Genomic DNA, 16011 nt, shown 5'->3' with positions numbered 1-16011 from the left:
GTGCTGCCCCGCTGCCGACCCCGTCGGGCGGGGCAGCACTCGCTACTGCCCCCCTTTCTCTGCTTTTGCTGTGAGGGTGACCTCTAATGAGTCACAATACCGACCAAGATCCCAACGGCCTCAAGGATGACGCCTTAGCTGCTTCATCAACGCCAGAATCGATTGCTAATGGCGTCGATGAGGAAGTTGTTGAGCCAAACCGCCGCCTGTTCGTTGGCTGGCAGTTCCTTTTATTTGCAGCACTGGCGATTGCCTATTCAGGCTTTCACCTGTTTTCGCTCAACGTGTACCCCATGGAAACCTGGTCGTTTCGTATCGTACACATCGCCGGTGCACTCATTTTGGGTTACGGGCTATTTGCCGGTGCCCGCTTCGCTGAGGATGACCAGCAAGCTTCTCCCGCTTGGTTTAAGTGGGTTAGCTATGCGCTTTTAGCACCAGCAGTGTATTCACTGGTACAAGTGTTCTTGATGCAGCAGGCGATCAACGGCGGAGCGATGCGTATCGACCCGGCCATTGAAACGCTGCACTTTGGCTATCCGCTGATGGCGACAACTGCCGTGGCGATTGTGATGTCCTGGTTTTACCGTCAAGCACGCCACCGCTTTAACCCTGCCGACTTAGTGCTCATGGTGTGTGCACTGGCGAGTGCCGGCTACCTGCTAATGGCGTTTAACACCAATATGCGGATGTCTACCGGCACTTCGTTTGCGCCTCCTGGCATCTCCTGGGCAGCGATTGCTGGCTCCCTGCTGATTCTGGAGCTTACCCGCCGCGTGGCAGGCCTGGCGCTGGTCGTCATTTCCGCGGTATTCCTCACCTACGTATTTGCAGGCCCTTACCTGCCCGGCTTTTTGGGTTACCCAGGCCTGTCGCTGCAGCGCTTCTTTAGCCAGGTCTACACCGATGCGGGCATCCTTGGCCCGACCACGGCGGTATCGTCCACGTATATTATTCTGTTCATTATTTTTGCCGCTTTCCTCCAGGCGTCTAAAGTGGGCGACTACTTCGTCAACTTTGCCTTCGCAGCAGCAGGCCGTGCCCGTGGCGGCCCAGCGAAAGTGGCTATCTTTGCCTCCGGCTTAATGGGCATGATTAACGGTACCTCCGCAGGTAATGTTGTCTCCACCGGCTCCTTGACCATTCCGCTGATGAAGAAGGTGGGCTATCCCGCCCGCAGCGCAGGCGCGATTGAAGCCGCTGCCTCGACCGGTGGCCAGATCATGCCGCCGATCATGGGTGCAGGCGCGTTTATCATGGCGGAAGTAACCGGCATCCCCTATACCGAAATCGCCATTGCCGCCGTTATTCCGGCCATTCTCTACTTTGCCTCGATCTACTTTATGGTGGATTTCGAAGCCGCCCGTAAAGGCATGCGCGGCATGCGCAAAGATGAGATTCCGCTATTCTCCAAGTTGGTGAAGCAGGTTTACCTATTCGCGCCAATCATTATTTTGATCGTGGCGCTGTTCATGGGCTACTCGGTGATTCGTGCGGGCACCTTAGCCACAGCGTCGGCAGCGGTGGTGAGCTGGTTGTCACCGAATAAGATGGGCCTGCGTGCGATCTTAAAAGCACTGCAACTGGCGGGCACCATGTCCATCCAGATTATTGCGGTCTGTGCCTGTGCGGGCCTGATCGTCGGCGTTATCTCGCTAACCGGTGTTGGCGCGCGCTTCTCTTCGCTACTGCTAGGCTTGGCGGGTGTTAGCCAACTGCTGGCGCTGTTCTTCGCCATGCTGATCAGTATTCTGCTGGGAATGGGTATGCCCACCACGGCGGCCTACGCGGTGGCGGCATCGGTTGTTGCACCGGGCTTGATCAACATCGGCATCGAGCCGCTGATTGCCCACTTCTTCGTATTCTACTTCGCAGTGGTCTCGGCCATTACCCCGCCGGTGGCACTGGCATCTTACGCGGCAGCCGGTATCTCGGGGGATAACCCGATGGGCACTTCGGTGGCATCGTTCAAGATTGGCCTAGCGGCGTTTATTGTACCGTTTATGTTCTTCTACAGCCCCGCCATGCTGATGGAAGGTTCCACCATGCAGATTCTGCGCGTCGGCCTCACGGCGACACTGGGTATCGTGCTGCTCTCGGGCATGGTACAGAAGTGGTTCTTCGGTCCGGTAAACCAAGTACAGCGCTTGGTAATGCTGGTGGGTGCGCTCTTCCTGATTTACGGCGGTATCTATACCGACGTAGCGGGCCTGGCGATCGGTGCAGCGCTCTTCATCATGCAGCGCAAGCAGCATGGCGGCAAAGGGAATACAGCGGCGAACGCCACCTAAGCACTCCCCTATAGCACCGCTCTTAAAAGCTGGAACCGAAAGGTTCCGGCTTTTTTTATGGCACTGGCCCAGCGCGCCATAAAAAACCGGCCTGCACCAGAGGCACAGGCCGGTATGACTAACTAATAGTAGCGTTAGCTGAGGTTATCCACCACTTTCAGCACCGGCGCCGCCTGGTTCAGCGTGTAGAAGTGCAGTCCTGGTGCGCCACCGTCCAGCAAGCGTTCGCACAGCCGGGTCACTACATCAGTACCAAAGGCAGCAATAGCATCGCTATCGTCGCCATAGGCTTCTAACTGCTTGCGAATCCAGCGGGGAATTTCTGCCCCACAAGCATCAGAGAACCGCGCCAGCTTGGTGTAATTGGTAATCGGCATGATGCCGGGAATAATCGGCTGCTCAACGCCCAGCGCCCGCGCTTTGTCGACGAAATGGAAGTAGGCATCGGCGGTAAAGAAGTACTGGGTAATCGCCATGTTAGCGCCCGCTTTCATCTTACGGGCAAAATTTTCCACATCCTTATCGAGGCTGGGGGCCTGGGGGTGGGATTCTGGATACGCAGCCACCGCGATATCGAAGTGATCACCCGTTTCGTTGCGGATAAACTCCACCAGCTCGTTGGCGTAGCGCAGCTCACCGATGCTAGCCATACCTGAGGGCATATCACCGCGCAGGGCCACCAGGCTGTCGACTCCCTCTTCCCGGTACTGCGCCAGTAAGTCGCGCAGCTGAGCCTTTTCGCTGCCGATGCAGGAGAGGTGCGGCGCTGTGCTAATGCCGCTTTGGCTCACGGTGCGGACGACTTCCCGGGTACGTGCCTGGGTAGAGCCGCCGGCCCCATAGGTGACGGAGAAGAAACGCGGGTTACGAGTAACCAGCTCATCACGCACCTGAATTAGCTTCTCCCGGCCTGCGTCGGTATTGGGCGGAAAGAATTCAAAGCTAATACCTAACGGATGCTCTTGGCTGCTCATGGTTTATCCTCGCAGTACGGTAACGTAATCATTAATTAGGGTATTCTCGCTGCTTCGCCGCACAGCGGCTAATGAAAGTTTCCACGGTCGACCTTCAATTCGGCTCATGTTGGCACTACCGCGTCTATCAAGGAGGAGAAATGGACTTAGCACCCAGCGCTTTAATGGGCCCCCTGCTCATGCTATTAGGCTATGTGGGGTTGGGCTTTATTGCCGCCCAGCGGCTGAAAATCGACCCGCGCCCCATCGCCACGCTGCTGGTGTACCTGATTGCGCCGCTGACGATCTTCCGAGCGCTAATGAATGGTGGCCCCACCGCCGAGTACCTTGTCCTTACCTTGGCAATGTTTCTGTTAGTCAGCACCATGGCGCTGGCGGTGCGCCGGGTAACCCAGCACCGCTTTGGCCCACAGGAAGGCGCGCTGCTGGCGTTCTCCTCTGGCACTGGCAACACCGGTTACTTTGGGCTGCCTGTGGCGCTGATTCTGCTGCCACCGGAAGGGGTGACGCTGTATCTTTTCTGTATGCTGGGCATCAATCTGTATGAGTTCACGGTGGGGTTTTACCTAAGCGCCCGGGGCCATTTCTCGGTACGCCAGAGCTTGGCAAAAATTGTTCGTCTGCCGCTGGTCTATGCGTTTCTCTTGGCGCTACTGTTAAGCGCGCTTAACGTGACGCTACCTGAACCACTGATGGGCTCGTTAGCGGTTTTCCCCGCCACCTATACGCTGCTGGGCATGATGATTATCGGCATGACGTTAAGTCAGGTCACTCTGGCGGCGTGGGATTCACGCTTTGTGGCTGCCTGCGTGGGGCTTCGCTATCTGCTGTGGCCGCTGGTGATGCTGGGTGCCGTTTGGCTGCTCCAACAGCTCACGCCGCTCGCGCCTGAGCTTGCGATGGCGCTGCTGCTGTTGGGCGTGGTGCCGATGGCCTCTAACGTAGTGGTGGTGGCCATGGAGCTGGGTATTCAGCCACAGAAAGGCGCGCTGGCGGTACTCACCACCACGCTGCTGGCACCGCTGTTGATTCCACTCTACTTGGGCCTGATGCTGCTCTTAACCGGGCTGGGTTAAAAACCGTCGACCCCCGCCTGCTGCAGCTGGCGGGCCATGCGAAGCACGTCTGGGTGGCTGAAGAAGGCCACAAGCGCTTCGGCACGCACCGGGCCAACGCCAGGTACGGCTTGCCAATCGGTTCGGGTGTACCCCGCCAGGGTGTACCAATCGCCTAGCCGGGCATCGCCTCCTGGCGGCATCCCTAGCGCCTTCAACCATGTTGCATACGGCGCTTGGCGGGCCGCGTTGAATTGCGCCATTAGCGCTGCGGCGGTGGTCTCGCCAATACCGTGAGCCTGCTGCAGTTGCTCCGGCGTCAGCGCCAACCAGCCCAGCATTTCTGTGACCACACCGGCCTCCATCAGCGCCTGCCAGGTACCTTCGCCGATCCCTCGCATGCCCAGCTGCTCGCTGAGATAGGTCAATCGAGCGAGCAGCTGGGCGCTGCACTCTGATTTTTGCTCTGGCGTTAGCGTAAAGCAGCTCAATAGATGGTAGCGCTCGGGTGAGGGTGGGTTAAGGGCGGCTCTTTCGCGGGCTTGCCACACCACGCTGGATACCTGGGGAATCGTCAAGCCCGCCAGCGTCACCGCCACCTGATCCCCTGGGCGCACGTCCCACTCTTGCCAGCGCTCCAGCGAACCAAGCGATACGCGGCTGATACGCCGCCCCTCCAGGGTGACCGGGTAGAGCCACAGCAGCGGCGTCACGCGCCCGGTTCGCCCCACCCGAAACTCGACTCCGCGCACCTGGGCAAGTGCCTGCTGGGCGGGATACTTCCACGCTACCGCCCACTCAGGAGGCGATGACGACCAGCGGCGCACGCCGGGGCGCTCCGCCTGTTTCAACACCACGCCATCGGTGGCAAACGGCAGCGGGCCGTTAAACCATCGTTCGCGCCACTCAGCGGCCTCCTCCTGACCATTGATCGGGTGGGTGTAGTCGGCCGTATCGAACCCCAGCACCGTCAGTCGCGCCAGCCGCTCTGTCATCTGCGTCGGGCCATCCGGCCAATCCCACACAAATAGCCCGATGCGGTTGAGGGTCTCTTGGCTGGGCGCTTGCTGCGCCATGGCTCCCACCACGGCTCCTCGGGCACCTGAATCGGGCTGGCGCGCTTGAACGTGGTTCTCCAACCGCCAGTAGAGCTCACCCTGCAGCACCGCCGAAAGCGGCTCTGGAAGTGTTGTGGGTACGGCGGGCAGTTGCTGGGCACGTGCGGTCCAGTCCTGCCCCCGCTCGCCGTCCCCACGGCTAACGGCTTCCACTAGCTCCCCATTCTGATAACGCAGCGTCACCGCCACGCCATCTACCTTGGGCTGTATCCACAGGTCGCTGCGACGGCTAGTAAAGCGTCGAATGCCTTCGTCGTCCGCTTTATTGAGCCCAGTTTGGGCGGCGGGATGCGCGCGGGTGCCACTGCTGCTCGTTACACGGGTGAGCGGCCGGTGGGGGGTCGTGTCGCCTTGGCAGGCCTGCCAGCTCTCCAGCCGCGCTAGCGCTTGATCATACAGCTCATCGGCAATCAGCGATTCGCCACCATCATGGTAAGCGCGGTCCCATACCTCGATATGTTCGGCTAACGCTTGGGTTTCCAGCGCCAGCCGCTCGGCGGGCCAGTCGGGGCAGGTGTCTGTAGGTACGGAGTCTGCGTGTGCGGGAATGGTGACGCCTATTAACCAGGCTGCCACCAAGCCAAACGTCACGGTAATTCGCCATCCTCGCATAGGCGCTCTCACATAGTGAACGAAAGACATCAGCACTTACTTAAATTTAATTTATATGAAACTGGCGGATATGCAATGCTCGGTTAGCCACGCTTGATGCCGTATCCAACCAATAAAAAAACGCCCCTTGGCAAGAGCCAGGGGGCGCTTTCAGCTAACCCATTGCGCTTATCGCGCTAGCGGAAAGCTTACAGACCGGCGGCCTGACGCAGCGCATCCGCTTTGTCAGTTTTTTCCCACGGGAAGGCGGTGAAGGTCTCTTGATGCTCTTCACCTTTGTCATCCACCCACGTGTAGCTGTGCTCAAACGGTGCGCGACCGAAGTGGCCATAAGCAGCTGTCAAGCGGTACATCGGGTGCAGCAGGTCAAGCATTTTAGTGATCGCGTAGGGGCGCAGATCGAAGTGCTCGCGCACCAGCTCAACGATTTTCGCGTCGTCGATTTTACCGGTGCCGAAAGTATCGATAGACACAGAGGTAGGCTCTGCCACGCCGATAGCATAGGAGACCTGAATCTCGCACTTGTCCGCCAGGCCCGCGGCTACCACGTTTTTGGCCACATAGCGGCCCGCGTACGCGGCGCTGCGGTCTACTTTCGACGGGTCCTTACCAGAGAACGCGCCGCCGCCGTGACGGGCCATACCGCCGTAGGTATCGACGATGATCTTACGGCCAGTCAAACCACAGTCGCCCACCGGGCCACCAATCACGAACTTACCGGTCGGGTTGATGTGGTACTGGGTATTGGCATCCAACCACTCAGCGGGAATCACTTGCTCAATGATTTCACGCTTGACCATTTTACGCAGGTCTTCCTGGTCGATCTCCGGGTCGTGCTGGGTGGAGAGCACCACGGCATCGACGCCGCAGGGCTGGCCTTCGGCGTTATAGCGGAAGGTCACCTGGCTCTTGGCATCCGGGCGCAGCCACGGCAGCAGGCCGTTTTTACGCAGTTCCGCCTGACGCTCAACCAAACGATGCGAGTAGTGGATAGGCGCTGGCATGAACGAATCCGTTTCGTTCGTCGCGTAGCCAAACATTAGCCCCTGGTCGCCAGCCCCCTGATCTTCCGGTTTGGAACGATCAACGCCCTGAGCAATATCGACACTCTGCTTGCCAATCAGGTTAATCACGCCGCACGTGCCACCATCGAAGCCCACCTGGGAGGAGGTGTAGCCGATATCGGTAATCACATCACGCACCAGCGTTTCGAGATCCACCCATGCAGACGTGGTGATCTCACCGGCAATAATGGCAACACCAGTTTTCACCATCGTTTCACAGGCAACACGGGCCTGTTTATCTCGGGCGATAATGGCATCTAGCACCGCGTCTGAAATCTGATCGGCAATCTTATCGGGATGGCCTTCGGAAACGGACTCGGAGGTAAACAGGGAATATTCGCTCATCGCGCACTCGACCCTCTGTATGACGGCTGCTTCATTATGACCGCAGCATCAGCAGGAAATCATGGCAGGAAGTTCCCTGCCCGTATAAAGAAGCGGCACTATCACTTTCACCACCACTTCGGGGGGCAGAGTCTACACGCTGTTGCAAGTTCTTCCCAGAACGTGCCCCTGAGAATTTGCCGCCGCCGGGGAAGTCAGCGACAATAGCGCCTTTATTCTTTCCGTTTTCAGGCGAGGAGCACCCCCATGCCGTCCCGTTTTGAGCTGGCCAATGCCATTCGCGCCCTTTCCATGGATGCTGTTCAGAAGGCCAAATCCGGCCATCCTGGCGCCCCCATGGGTATGGCTGATATCGCCGAGGTGCTGTGGAATGACTACCTCAAGCACAACCCCGAAGACCCGAAGTGGGCCGATCGTGATCGGTTCGTGCTGTCGAATGGCCACGGCTCCATGCTGCTCTATTCGCTGCTGCACCTGAGTGGCTATGAGTTAAGCCTGGAACAGCTGCAAAACTTCCGCCAGCTGCACTCGCCCACCGCAGGCCACCCGGAGTTTGGCTACGCCCCCGGTATTGAAACCACCACCGGCCCGCTGGGCCAGGGCTTTGCCAACGCGGTCGGTTTCGCGATTGCTGAAAAAACCCTGGCCGCGCAATTTAACCGCCCCGGCCACACCATTGTTGACCACCATACCTGGTGTTTCTTGGGCGATGGCTGTTTGATGGAAGGTATCTCCCATGAGGCAGCTTCCCTGGCGGGCACTCAGCAGCTGGGCAAACTGATCGCCCTCTACGACGACAACGGCATCTCCATCGATGGCGAAGTGGAAGGCTGGTTCACCGACGACACCGCCAAGCGCTTTGAGTCCTACGGCTGGCACGTGGTACCAAACGTCGATGGCCACAAGCCTGAAGAGATCAAAGCGGCCATCGAGCTGGCGAAGAGCCACGATGACAAGCCGAGCCTGATTATCTGCAAAACCATCATCGGCTTTGGTGCACCCAACAAGCAGGGCAAAGAAGAGTCCCATGGCGCACCGCTTGGCGAAGAAGAGGTCGCGCTGGCGCGTAAGCAGCTGGGCTGGGAGCACGCGCCTTTCCATATTCCCGAGCCGATTTACTCCGCCTGGGACGCCCGTGACGCCGGTAAAGCCCGCCAGCAGGAGTGGGAAGCGCGGTTTGCCCGCTATGCGGATGCCTTCCCTGCGGAAGCGAAAGAGTTTGAGCGCCGCATGAAAGCGCAGCTGCCCGCCGAGCTCTCAACCCCCGCCCTGATCGAACAAGCCCAGGAGAAAGGCGAGAGCATTGCCTCGCGTAAAGCCTCCTTCGAGGCGCTGAACGTGATTGGCCCGCAAATGCCGGAACTGCTGGGCGGCAGCGCTGACCTAGCCCCCTCCAACCTAACGTTCTGGAAGGGTGCCAAAGCAATTACTCCAGAAGATGCCAGCGGCAACTACCTGCACTACGGGGTGCGCGAATTCGGCATGGGGGCGGTGATGAACGGTATCGCCCTGCACGGCGGCTTCGTGCCGTACGGTGCTACCTTCCTAATCTTCATGGAGTACATGCGTAACGCCGTGCGTATGGCTGCACTGATGGGGCAGCAGGCGATTTACGTGTTTACTCACGACTCCATTGGCCTGGGTGAAGATGGCCCGACCCACCAGCCGATTGAGCAGCTCACCAGCCTGCGTACTACGCCAAATCTGAACACCTGGCGCCCCTGTGACGCGGTGGAAACCGCCGCTGCCTGGGATGCCGCTATCAAGCGCCACTCCGGCCCCACGGCCCTGGTCCTCTCGCGCCAGAACTTGCCCCACCAGCAGCGCACCAAGGCACAGCTGGCCTCCATTCAGCGTGGTGCTTATGTGCTGAAAGACAGCGAAGGCACGCCAGAGCTGATCTTGATTGCCACCGGCTCCGAAGTCGCCCTGGCGATGGACGCCGCCGCCGAACTGGAGCAGCAAGGTAAAGCCGTACGTGTGGTGTCCATGCCATCGGCTTACCGCTTCAACGGCCAAGATGCTGACTACCGTGAAAGCGTCTTGCCGAAAGCCATTACCAAGCGTATCGCTATCGAAGCGGGCCACGCCGACTACTGGTACAAGTATGTCGGCCTCGACGGCCGCGTGATTGGCATGACCACCTATGGCGAGTCGGCCCCCGCTGGCGAGCTGTTTAAGTACTTCGGCTTTACCGTCGAGAACATCGTCAAACAAGCCAATGAGCTGCTGGGTTAACGCCTCTCAAGCAGGCTATCCTGGGCGGGGGTTCCCATGCCCGCGCTAAATGGCCTGCTCTGGTTGACGAGCTACTGGTTAATCGGAGAAGTGGTGATCCGCTTCTCCGGATTACCTATCTCTTCCGGGGTGGTGGGTATGCTCCTGCTGTGCGCCACCCTGGCGGTTATCGGTCGAGTCCCTGCAAACCTAGCTGCTGCCGCCCAACCGCTGATCGCCTTGCTAGCCATGCTGATTATGCCGGGCGTGGTCGGCGTGTTCTTTATTTTGGGTGAACTTGCTGGCCAGTGGCTGGCGATTATCGCTGCCCTGCTTGTTGGTACACTGCTGAGTGTTTTCACTACGCTATGGCTGCTGACGCGCTTAATGGGGAGGGGTGATGCCGGCTGATCTGCTAACGACCTTAACCGCTACACCGCTATTCGCCGTGGGGCTCACGCTTGCTGCCTATTTGCTGGGCAGTGCGCTGTTCCAGCGCCTTGGTAAGCCCTCCTGGCTACCCGCTATTTTAATTGCCGCGCTGCTGCTAGCTGCCACGCTAGCGCTGCTTGGGTTGCCGTACACCACCTATCAGCAAGGGGCCACCTGGCTAACGGTGCTGTTAGGCCCCGCCACGGTGGCGCTGGGTATGCCGCTCTACCAGCAGTTGCCGCGCATTCGTGAGCTATGGCGTCCGCTGGCCGCCTGTTTGCCGATTGCCGCCTCTCTGGCTGCCTGCTATGCCCTAGGGATTGCATGGCTGCTGGGTGCAGGGCCAGAGATTCTGGCCTCCATCGCGGCAAAGTCGGTGACCGCTCCCATTGCCATCGGTATCACCGAACAGCTAGGCGGCAGCGTCGCGCTCCTAATGGGCTCGCTGCTGGTCACAGGGGTGGTGACAATACCGTTCGTTAGTTTGGCGGCACGGTTGCTACGTATTCGCGATGAGCGCCTCATCGGCTTTGCACTAGGACTAAATGGCCATGCTATTGGCACCGTGCGGGCATTTGATATCAGCCCAACCGCCGGGGCATTTGCTTCGCTCGGGATGAGCCTTACCGGCATCTTGACAGCCCTGCTGCTACCGCTGATGTGGCGGCTGCTTGGTTTGGGAGCTGGGTAAACAACCCCCGTTGAATACGCTATCATCGGGCCACTTTTTCCAAGAGCCGCACCGCGACATGGCTAACGCATCCACTAAATATCGCATTGCTATCAATGGTTATGGGCGCATTGGCCAGTGTGTGCTGAGAGCACTGGTGGAGCGCCAGCACCCGGAGCTTGAAGTGGTGGCGATTAACGAGCTTTCCGATCTCGCCACCATCACCTACCTGACACGTTACGACACCACCCACGGGCGCTTTCCTGGGGAAGTGGATAACGATGGCAGCGCTTTAATCGTCAACGGCCAGCGTATCCATGTGCTGTGCGAGCGCGACCCCCAAGCGCTGCCCTGGGGTGAGCTGGATATCGACTTGGTGCTGGAGTGTTCGGGAAGCTTCAAGGATCGCGCCACCGCCGAGCAGCATTTAAGCGCTGGGGCCAAGCGGCTGCTGTTCTCCCAGCCCGCTGAAAATGATGTGGACGCCACCATCGTGTGGGGCATCAACGAGCATGAGCTTGCCCCCACGCAGCGTATTCTCTCCGCTGCTTCCTGCACCACCAACTGCCTGGTGCCACTGCTCACCGTGCTGGATGAGGCGCTCGGCTTGGAGCACGGCGTGACCACCACGATTCACTCGGCGATGAATGACCAGCCAGTCATTGATGCTTACCATCAAACGGACCTGCGCCTCACCCGCTCCGCCATGCAGTCGATTGTACCGGTGGATACCGGCCTTGCGGTGGGGATTAGCCGCCTGATGCCACGTCTGGCCGGTCGCTTTGAGTGCCTGCATGTGCGGGTGCCCACTATCAATGTCTCTGCCATGGATGCTGCGCTGACCGTGCGCCACGATACCAGCGCCGAGCAGGTGAACGCGCTGCTACAGAGCGCTAGCCAACAGCGCCTAAAGGGAGTGCTAGGCTATACCGAAGCGCCCATGGCTTCGATCGATTTTAATCATGACCCCCGCTCTGGCATTCTAGATGCCACCCAGACTCGGGTGGCAGGCACGCGTTTGATCAAGCTGCTGTGCTGGTTTGATAACGAGTGGGGGTTTGCCAACCGTATGCTGGATATCAGCCAGCGCTTGGCATCGTTTCGCTAACGGGTGGGTCGTATCACCTGACGCTATTACATTCGCTTGAACACGAGGAAACCGCTCACATGAACGTGCAAAAAATGACCGACCTGCCGCTGGAAGGGCAGCGCGTGCTGATTCGTGAAGACCTGAACGTGCCGATTAAGAACGGCCGCGTGTCCAGCGATGCCCGCCTACGGGCCGCCCTGCCAACCATCCAGGCGGCAGCCAAAGCGGGAGCCAAAGTGATGCTGATGAGTCACCTGGGTCGCCCCACCGAAGGCGAGCCCGCCGAGGAGTTCTCACTGGCACCAGTAGCCGAGCATCTCAGCGAGCTGTTGGGTAGCCCCGTTAAACTGATCAATAACTACCTAGACTCCGCCCCAACGCTCAACAATGGCGACGTGGTACTACTAGAGAACGTGCGTTTTAACAGCGGCGAAAAGAAAGACGACGAGCAGCTTGCCAAGCAGTATGCAGCGCTGTGCGATGTGTTCGTCATGGATGCCTTCGGCACCGCCCACCGTGCCCAGGCCTCTACCCACGGCGTGGCACGCTTTGCTCCCACTGCCTGTGCAGGCCCGCTGCTGGCTCAGGAGTTGGATGCGCTGGAGAAAGCCCTGGCGAATCCGGCGCGCCCGATGGCTGCTATTGTGGGCGGCTCCAAAGTCTCCACAAAGCTGGACGTTCTGACCGCACTCGCCGATAAGTGCGACCAACTGATCGTCGGTGGTGGGATCGCCAACACCTTTATCGCGGCGGCAGGCTATAATGTGGGCAAATCGCTCTATGAAGCCGACCTGATTGGCCAGGCAAAAGCACTGATGGAGAAGGTTTCTATTCCGCTGCCTACCGATGTCGTTGTGGCAACGGAGTTCTCTGAATCAGCGGAAGCGGTGGTCAAGCCGGTGGACCAAGTTGCTGATAACGAGATGATTCTGGATATCGGCCCTGACACCGCCGCCCACTTGGCCAGCCTGCTGAAAGATGCCGGTACCATTTTGTGGAACGGCCCCGTTGGCGTCTTTGAGATTGACCAATTCGGCAAAGGTACCGAAGTGCTCTCCCATGCCATTGCCGATAGCAGCGCGTTTTCGATCGCTGGCGGCGGTGACACCCTCGCTGCCATTGATAAGTACGCCATTGCCGACCGGGTTTCCTATATTTCCACCGGCGGCGGTGCGTTTTTAGAGTACGTTGAGGGCAAACAGCTGCCAGCTGTTGCTGCGCTTGAAGCCGCCGCAACGCAAAGCTAATACGTAATAATTGAATTTGCACGCTCACTGCACCTGTTCACACTGACAACCTATAAGGTGACCCCATGGCTTTAATTAGCATGCGCCAGATGCTCGACCACGCCGCCGAATACGGCTATGGCATCCCTGCGTTCAACGTCAACAACCTTGAGCAGATGCGGGCGATCATGGAAGCCGCCGATGCCACCGACTCTCCGGTGATCGTGCAGGCTTCCGCTGGCGCGCGCAAATACGCGGGTGCCCCTTTCCTGCGCCACCTGATTTTGGCGGCGGTGGAAGAGTTTCCGCACATTCCGGTGGTGATGCACCAGGATCACGGCACCAGCCCCGCCGTGTGCCAGCGCTCTATCCAGCTCGGTTTCTCCTCCGTCATGATGGACGGCTCGCTGGGTGAAGATGGCAAGACGCCGATGGATTACGACTACAACGTCGACGTCACCCGTCGCGCGGTCGAGATGGCCCACGCTTGTGGCGTCTCTGTGGAAGGCGAACTGGGCTGCCTGGGTAGCCTGGAAACCGGCATGGCCGGTGAAGAGGACGGCATTGGTGCCGAAGGCAAGCTGGATATGGAACAGCTGCTCACCGACCCCGAAGAAGCCGCCGCGTTTGTGAAGGCCACCCAAGTCGATGCCCTTGCGATTGCCATTGGTACCAGCCACGGCGCGTATAAATTCACCAAGCCGCCGACCGGCGACACGCTCTCTATTCAGCGTATCAAAGAGATCCATGCGCGCATTCCGGACACGCACTTGGTCATGCACGGCTCCTCCTCTGTACCGCAGGAGTGGCTGGAAGTGATCAACCGCTACGGCGGCCAAATCCCGGAAACCTACGGCGTACCGGTCGAGGAAATCGTCGAAGGCATTAAGCACGGCGTTCGCAAGGTGAATATCGACACCGATTTGCGTCTTGCCTCCACCGGTGCCGTGCGCCGTTTTATGGCTGAGAACCCGTCAGAGTTTGATCCACGCAAATTCTTAAAAGAAACGGTCACCGCCATGCGCGATCTGTGTATTGCCCGCTACGAAGCCTTTGGCACCGCTGGCAATGCGAGCAAAATCAAACCGATCAGCCTGGAAGCGATGTTCCAGCGCTACGAGCGCGGCGAGCTGGCACCGAAAATTAAGTAACTTGCCAGCAAATAAACGTGTTCAAGGCGGCCTGCGGGCCGCCTTTTTTATTGCAATGCAACACAAATAGACTATTACTAAAAAGTGCTACCCCACATTTCTTCACTAGGCAGCCCTCACTATGAAGCACTCCCCAATGACCCTCTTCACACCGCCCACAGCCATATTTGATCTATGGAAAGCTGGCATGATGGGGATGGAGCTGTGGAGCTCATCGCTATCCACTATTGCGATGCGCCAACAGCTTTGGCAAACACAGCCCTTTTTTAGCCCCTCCATGATGCGCGAAAACCAGCGTATGGTGACCGAAAAGATCGAGGCCAGCATCGAAGCTGGCCTCGCGATGCAAAAAGCGATGCTCAGCGCCATGAGTGGCCAGTATGCGCCTTGGTGGATTACCAGCCAGAAAGCCATGAAGCCTTACCATCGGCGCAGCAGCGCCAACTCACGACGCCTTTCCCGCTAACCGACGCGTTTACTCGTTATCGTCGTTGCTCTGCTCATCTTCGCCGTTTTCAATGGCGTCTTCAGCGCTTCCCGTGCCACCGGTACCACCTTCGGTATCTTCACCGCCGTTGTCAGCGCCTTCTTCTGCGCTGGCTTCATCCGTAGCAGCCACGTTTGATGGCTGCTCATCTCGTTGAACAGACCCTGCTTTAATGCCGTACTTCTCTTCCAGCGCCGCATCATCCAGCGCTTGATGCTGCCCGCTGTCAGTTTCAGCTTCGGTCTCGGCTAATACGCTACCAGAGGAAGCAATCAGCGCAGTGCCAAACACAAATGAGAGTAGCCAAGGGGGAAATTGCATATCCAGCTCCATTTTATGGTTATTGTGACGTTGCTTAACTACTATAGCCCGCCTCATTAAGATTCACATGGGTTACCTTGTTAACCGAGCTGTTAACCTAGGAGTAGACCTGGCTGGGAGCCTGCTATGCACAAGCTGACTGATAAAAAATTATAAAACAGTGTTCACAAAGCTAGCAAAATCCCGTTCAATAGCAGTCTAGACGGCTTAAACTAACGTGAGTAGCGCTTGTAACGCTGCAAGGAACTACCATGCCGCTTCCACTTCTGCTGTTTGATTGTGATGGCACCCTCGTCGATAGCGAACCCCTGCTGGCTGAAGAGATGGCCCGTGGCCTGAATACGGTGGGTTTGCCATTCGCCTCTTCCGATTACTTGGGTGAGTTTCGTGGTGCCCGCTTCCGACGCATTGTGGCCGAGCTGCAAGCTCGTTACGGCGAGGTAGATGCGGACCAGTTAAACCGCATGGAGCAGACCATGCGCTCTAATCTGGCCAGCCGTTTAGCCAACGAGTTAACGACTATCCCCGGCGCTCGGGAGTCGCTCGATGCTCTCGTTCACTACCCAAGCGCCGTGGTCTCCAACGGGCCAGAAACCAAAATTCACACTGCACTTACAGCCACTGGGCTAAGCGATTATTTTGGTAATCGCTTATTTAGTGGCTATGCCGCCAACTGTTGGAAGCCTGAGCCCTGTTTACATCTTCACGCAGCCAGTATCATGGGGTTTGCAGCCAAGGATTGCATTGCCATTGATGATGCCTTAGTGGGTGTTAAAGCAGCCCTGCAAGCAGGCATGACTGTGATTCACTTGAATCGCTTTCCCGATGCTGAGGCAACACCGGAAGGCGCTATTATGATTAGCAATATGTATCAACTACCTGCCGTTATCGAACAATTGACCCACGAGCGATGGCAGGCTGCAATGCCTTATCACTCAATAGAGAATTAGTATGGTAG

General features: G+C 58.3%; 14 protein-coding genes. 10 read left to right on the top strand and 4 right to left on the bottom strand.

Going from position 1 to position 16011, the window contains the following annotated elements; genetic code table 11:
* The first annotated feature begins 86 nt into the window (after nt 1–86).
* Entirely contained in the window at nt 87–2291 is a 2205-nt protein-coding gene (locus LG300_RS00290; protein ID WP_404376446.1) for a TRAP transporter permease, read from the top strand.
* A 134-nt stretch (nt 2292–2425) separates the two neighbouring features.
* Here LG300_RS00290 and metF read toward each other — a convergent pair whose 3' ends face one another.
* The gene (gene metF, locus LG300_RS00285; protein WP_404376445.1) at nt 2426–3265 is read right to left on the bottom strand and encodes a methylenetetrahydrofolate reductase [NAD(P)H]; all 840 of its coding nucleotides are present in this window, start codon (nt 3263–3265) and stop codon (nt 2426–2428) included.
* Between the two features lie 140 nt (nt 3266–3405).
* Here metF and LG300_RS00280 point away from each other — a divergent pair, with 140 nt between their 5' ends.
* On the top strand, nt 3406–4341 hold the full coding sequence (locus tag LG300_RS00280) for an AEC family transporter (RefSeq protein WP_404376444.1): 936 nt from the start codon (nt 3406–3408) through the stop codon (nt 4339–4341).
* Here the strand turns inward: LG300_RS00280 and ligB are convergent.
* Together ligB and metK are read right to left on the bottom strand one after the other, a co-directional pair.
* Nucleotides 4338–6050: an NAD-dependent DNA ligase LigB gene (ligB, locus tag LG300_RS00275; RefSeq protein ID WP_404376443.1), complete on the bottom strand. Its 1713-nt coding sequence runs from the start codon at nt 6048–6050 to the stop codon at nt 4338–4340. The two genes, LG300_RS00280 and ligB, sit on opposite strands and share 4 nt — an antisense overlap.
* Nucleotides 6051–6238: 188 nt before the next feature.
* Nucleotides 6239–7459, bottom strand: a complete 1221-nt coding sequence (gene metK / locus LG300_RS00270; protein ID WP_404376442.1) for a methionine adenosyltransferase — start codon at nt 7457–7459, stop codon at nt 6239–6241.
* 246 nt (nt 7460–7705) lie between these two features.
* Here metK and tkt point away from each other — a divergent pair, with 246 nt between their 5' ends.
* The 7 genes from tkt to LG300_RS00235 all read left to right on the top strand — a co-directional run bounded on the left by tkt (nt 7706) and on the right by LG300_RS00235 (nt 14711).
* Entirely contained in the window at nt 7706–9697 is a 1992-nt protein-coding gene (gene tkt, locus LG300_RS00265) for a transketolase (protein WP_404376441.1), read from the top strand.
* 36 nt (nt 9698–9733) lie between these two features.
* Complete coding sequence (locus tag LG300_RS00260; RefSeq protein WP_404376440.1) at nt 9734–10087, top strand: CidA/LrgA family protein; 354 nt, start codon at nt 9734–9736, stop codon at nt 10085–10087.
* Complete coding sequence (locus LG300_RS00255; protein WP_404376439.1) at nt 10077–10799, top strand: LrgB family protein; 723 nt, start codon at nt 10077–10079, stop codon at nt 10797–10799. Before LG300_RS00260 ends, LG300_RS00255 begins: the two co-directional genes overlap by 11 nt.
* Nucleotides 10800–10857: 58 nt before the next feature.
* Nucleotides 10858–11886: a type I glyceraldehyde-3-phosphate dehydrogenase gene (locus tag LG300_RS00250; protein ID WP_404376438.1), complete on the top strand. Its 1029-nt coding sequence runs from the start codon at nt 10858–10860 to the stop codon at nt 11884–11886.
* A gap of 59 nt (nt 11887–11945) precedes the next feature.
* On the top strand, nt 11946–13115 hold the full coding sequence (locus LG300_RS00245; RefSeq protein ID WP_404376437.1) for a phosphoglycerate kinase: 1170 nt from the start codon (nt 11946–11948) through the stop codon (nt 13113–13115).
* A 65-nt stretch (nt 13116–13180) separates the two neighbouring features.
* Nucleotides 13181–14245, top strand: coding sequence for a class II fructose-bisphosphate aldolase (gene fba / locus LG300_RS00240; protein WP_062363362.1), 1065 nt, complete (start codon nt 13181–13183; stop codon nt 14243–14245).
* Nucleotides 14246–14366: 121 nt separating this feature from the next.
* Nucleotides 14367–14711 (top strand): hypothetical protein, encoded by a 345-nt coding sequence (locus LG300_RS00235; protein WP_404376436.1) that lies wholly within the window; start codon nt 14367–14369, stop codon nt 14709–14711.
* Nucleotides 14712–14720: 9 nt separating this feature from the next.
* Here the strand turns inward: LG300_RS00235 and LG300_RS00230 are convergent, their stop codons facing one another.
* Nucleotides 14721–15053: a hypothetical protein gene (locus LG300_RS00230; RefSeq protein WP_404376435.1), complete on the bottom strand. Its 333-nt coding sequence runs from the start codon at nt 15051–15053 to the stop codon at nt 14721–14723.
* Nucleotides 15054–15304: 251 nt separating this feature from the next.
* Between LG300_RS00230 and LG300_RS00225 the strand changes: the two genes are divergently transcribed.
* On the top strand, nt 15305–16003 hold the full coding sequence (locus LG300_RS00225; protein ID WP_404376434.1) for an HAD family hydrolase: 699 nt from the start codon (nt 15305–15307) through the stop codon (nt 16001–16003).
* The last annotated feature ends 8 nt before the right edge of the window (nt 16004–16011 follow it).

This window comes from Vreelandella aquamarina (assembly GCF_044805175.1).
GTDB lineage: Bacteria > Pseudomonadota > Gammaproteobacteria > Pseudomonadales > Halomonadaceae > Vreelandella > Vreelandella aquamarina_B.
This window is presented reverse-complemented; position numbering and strand designations above follow the sequence as displayed.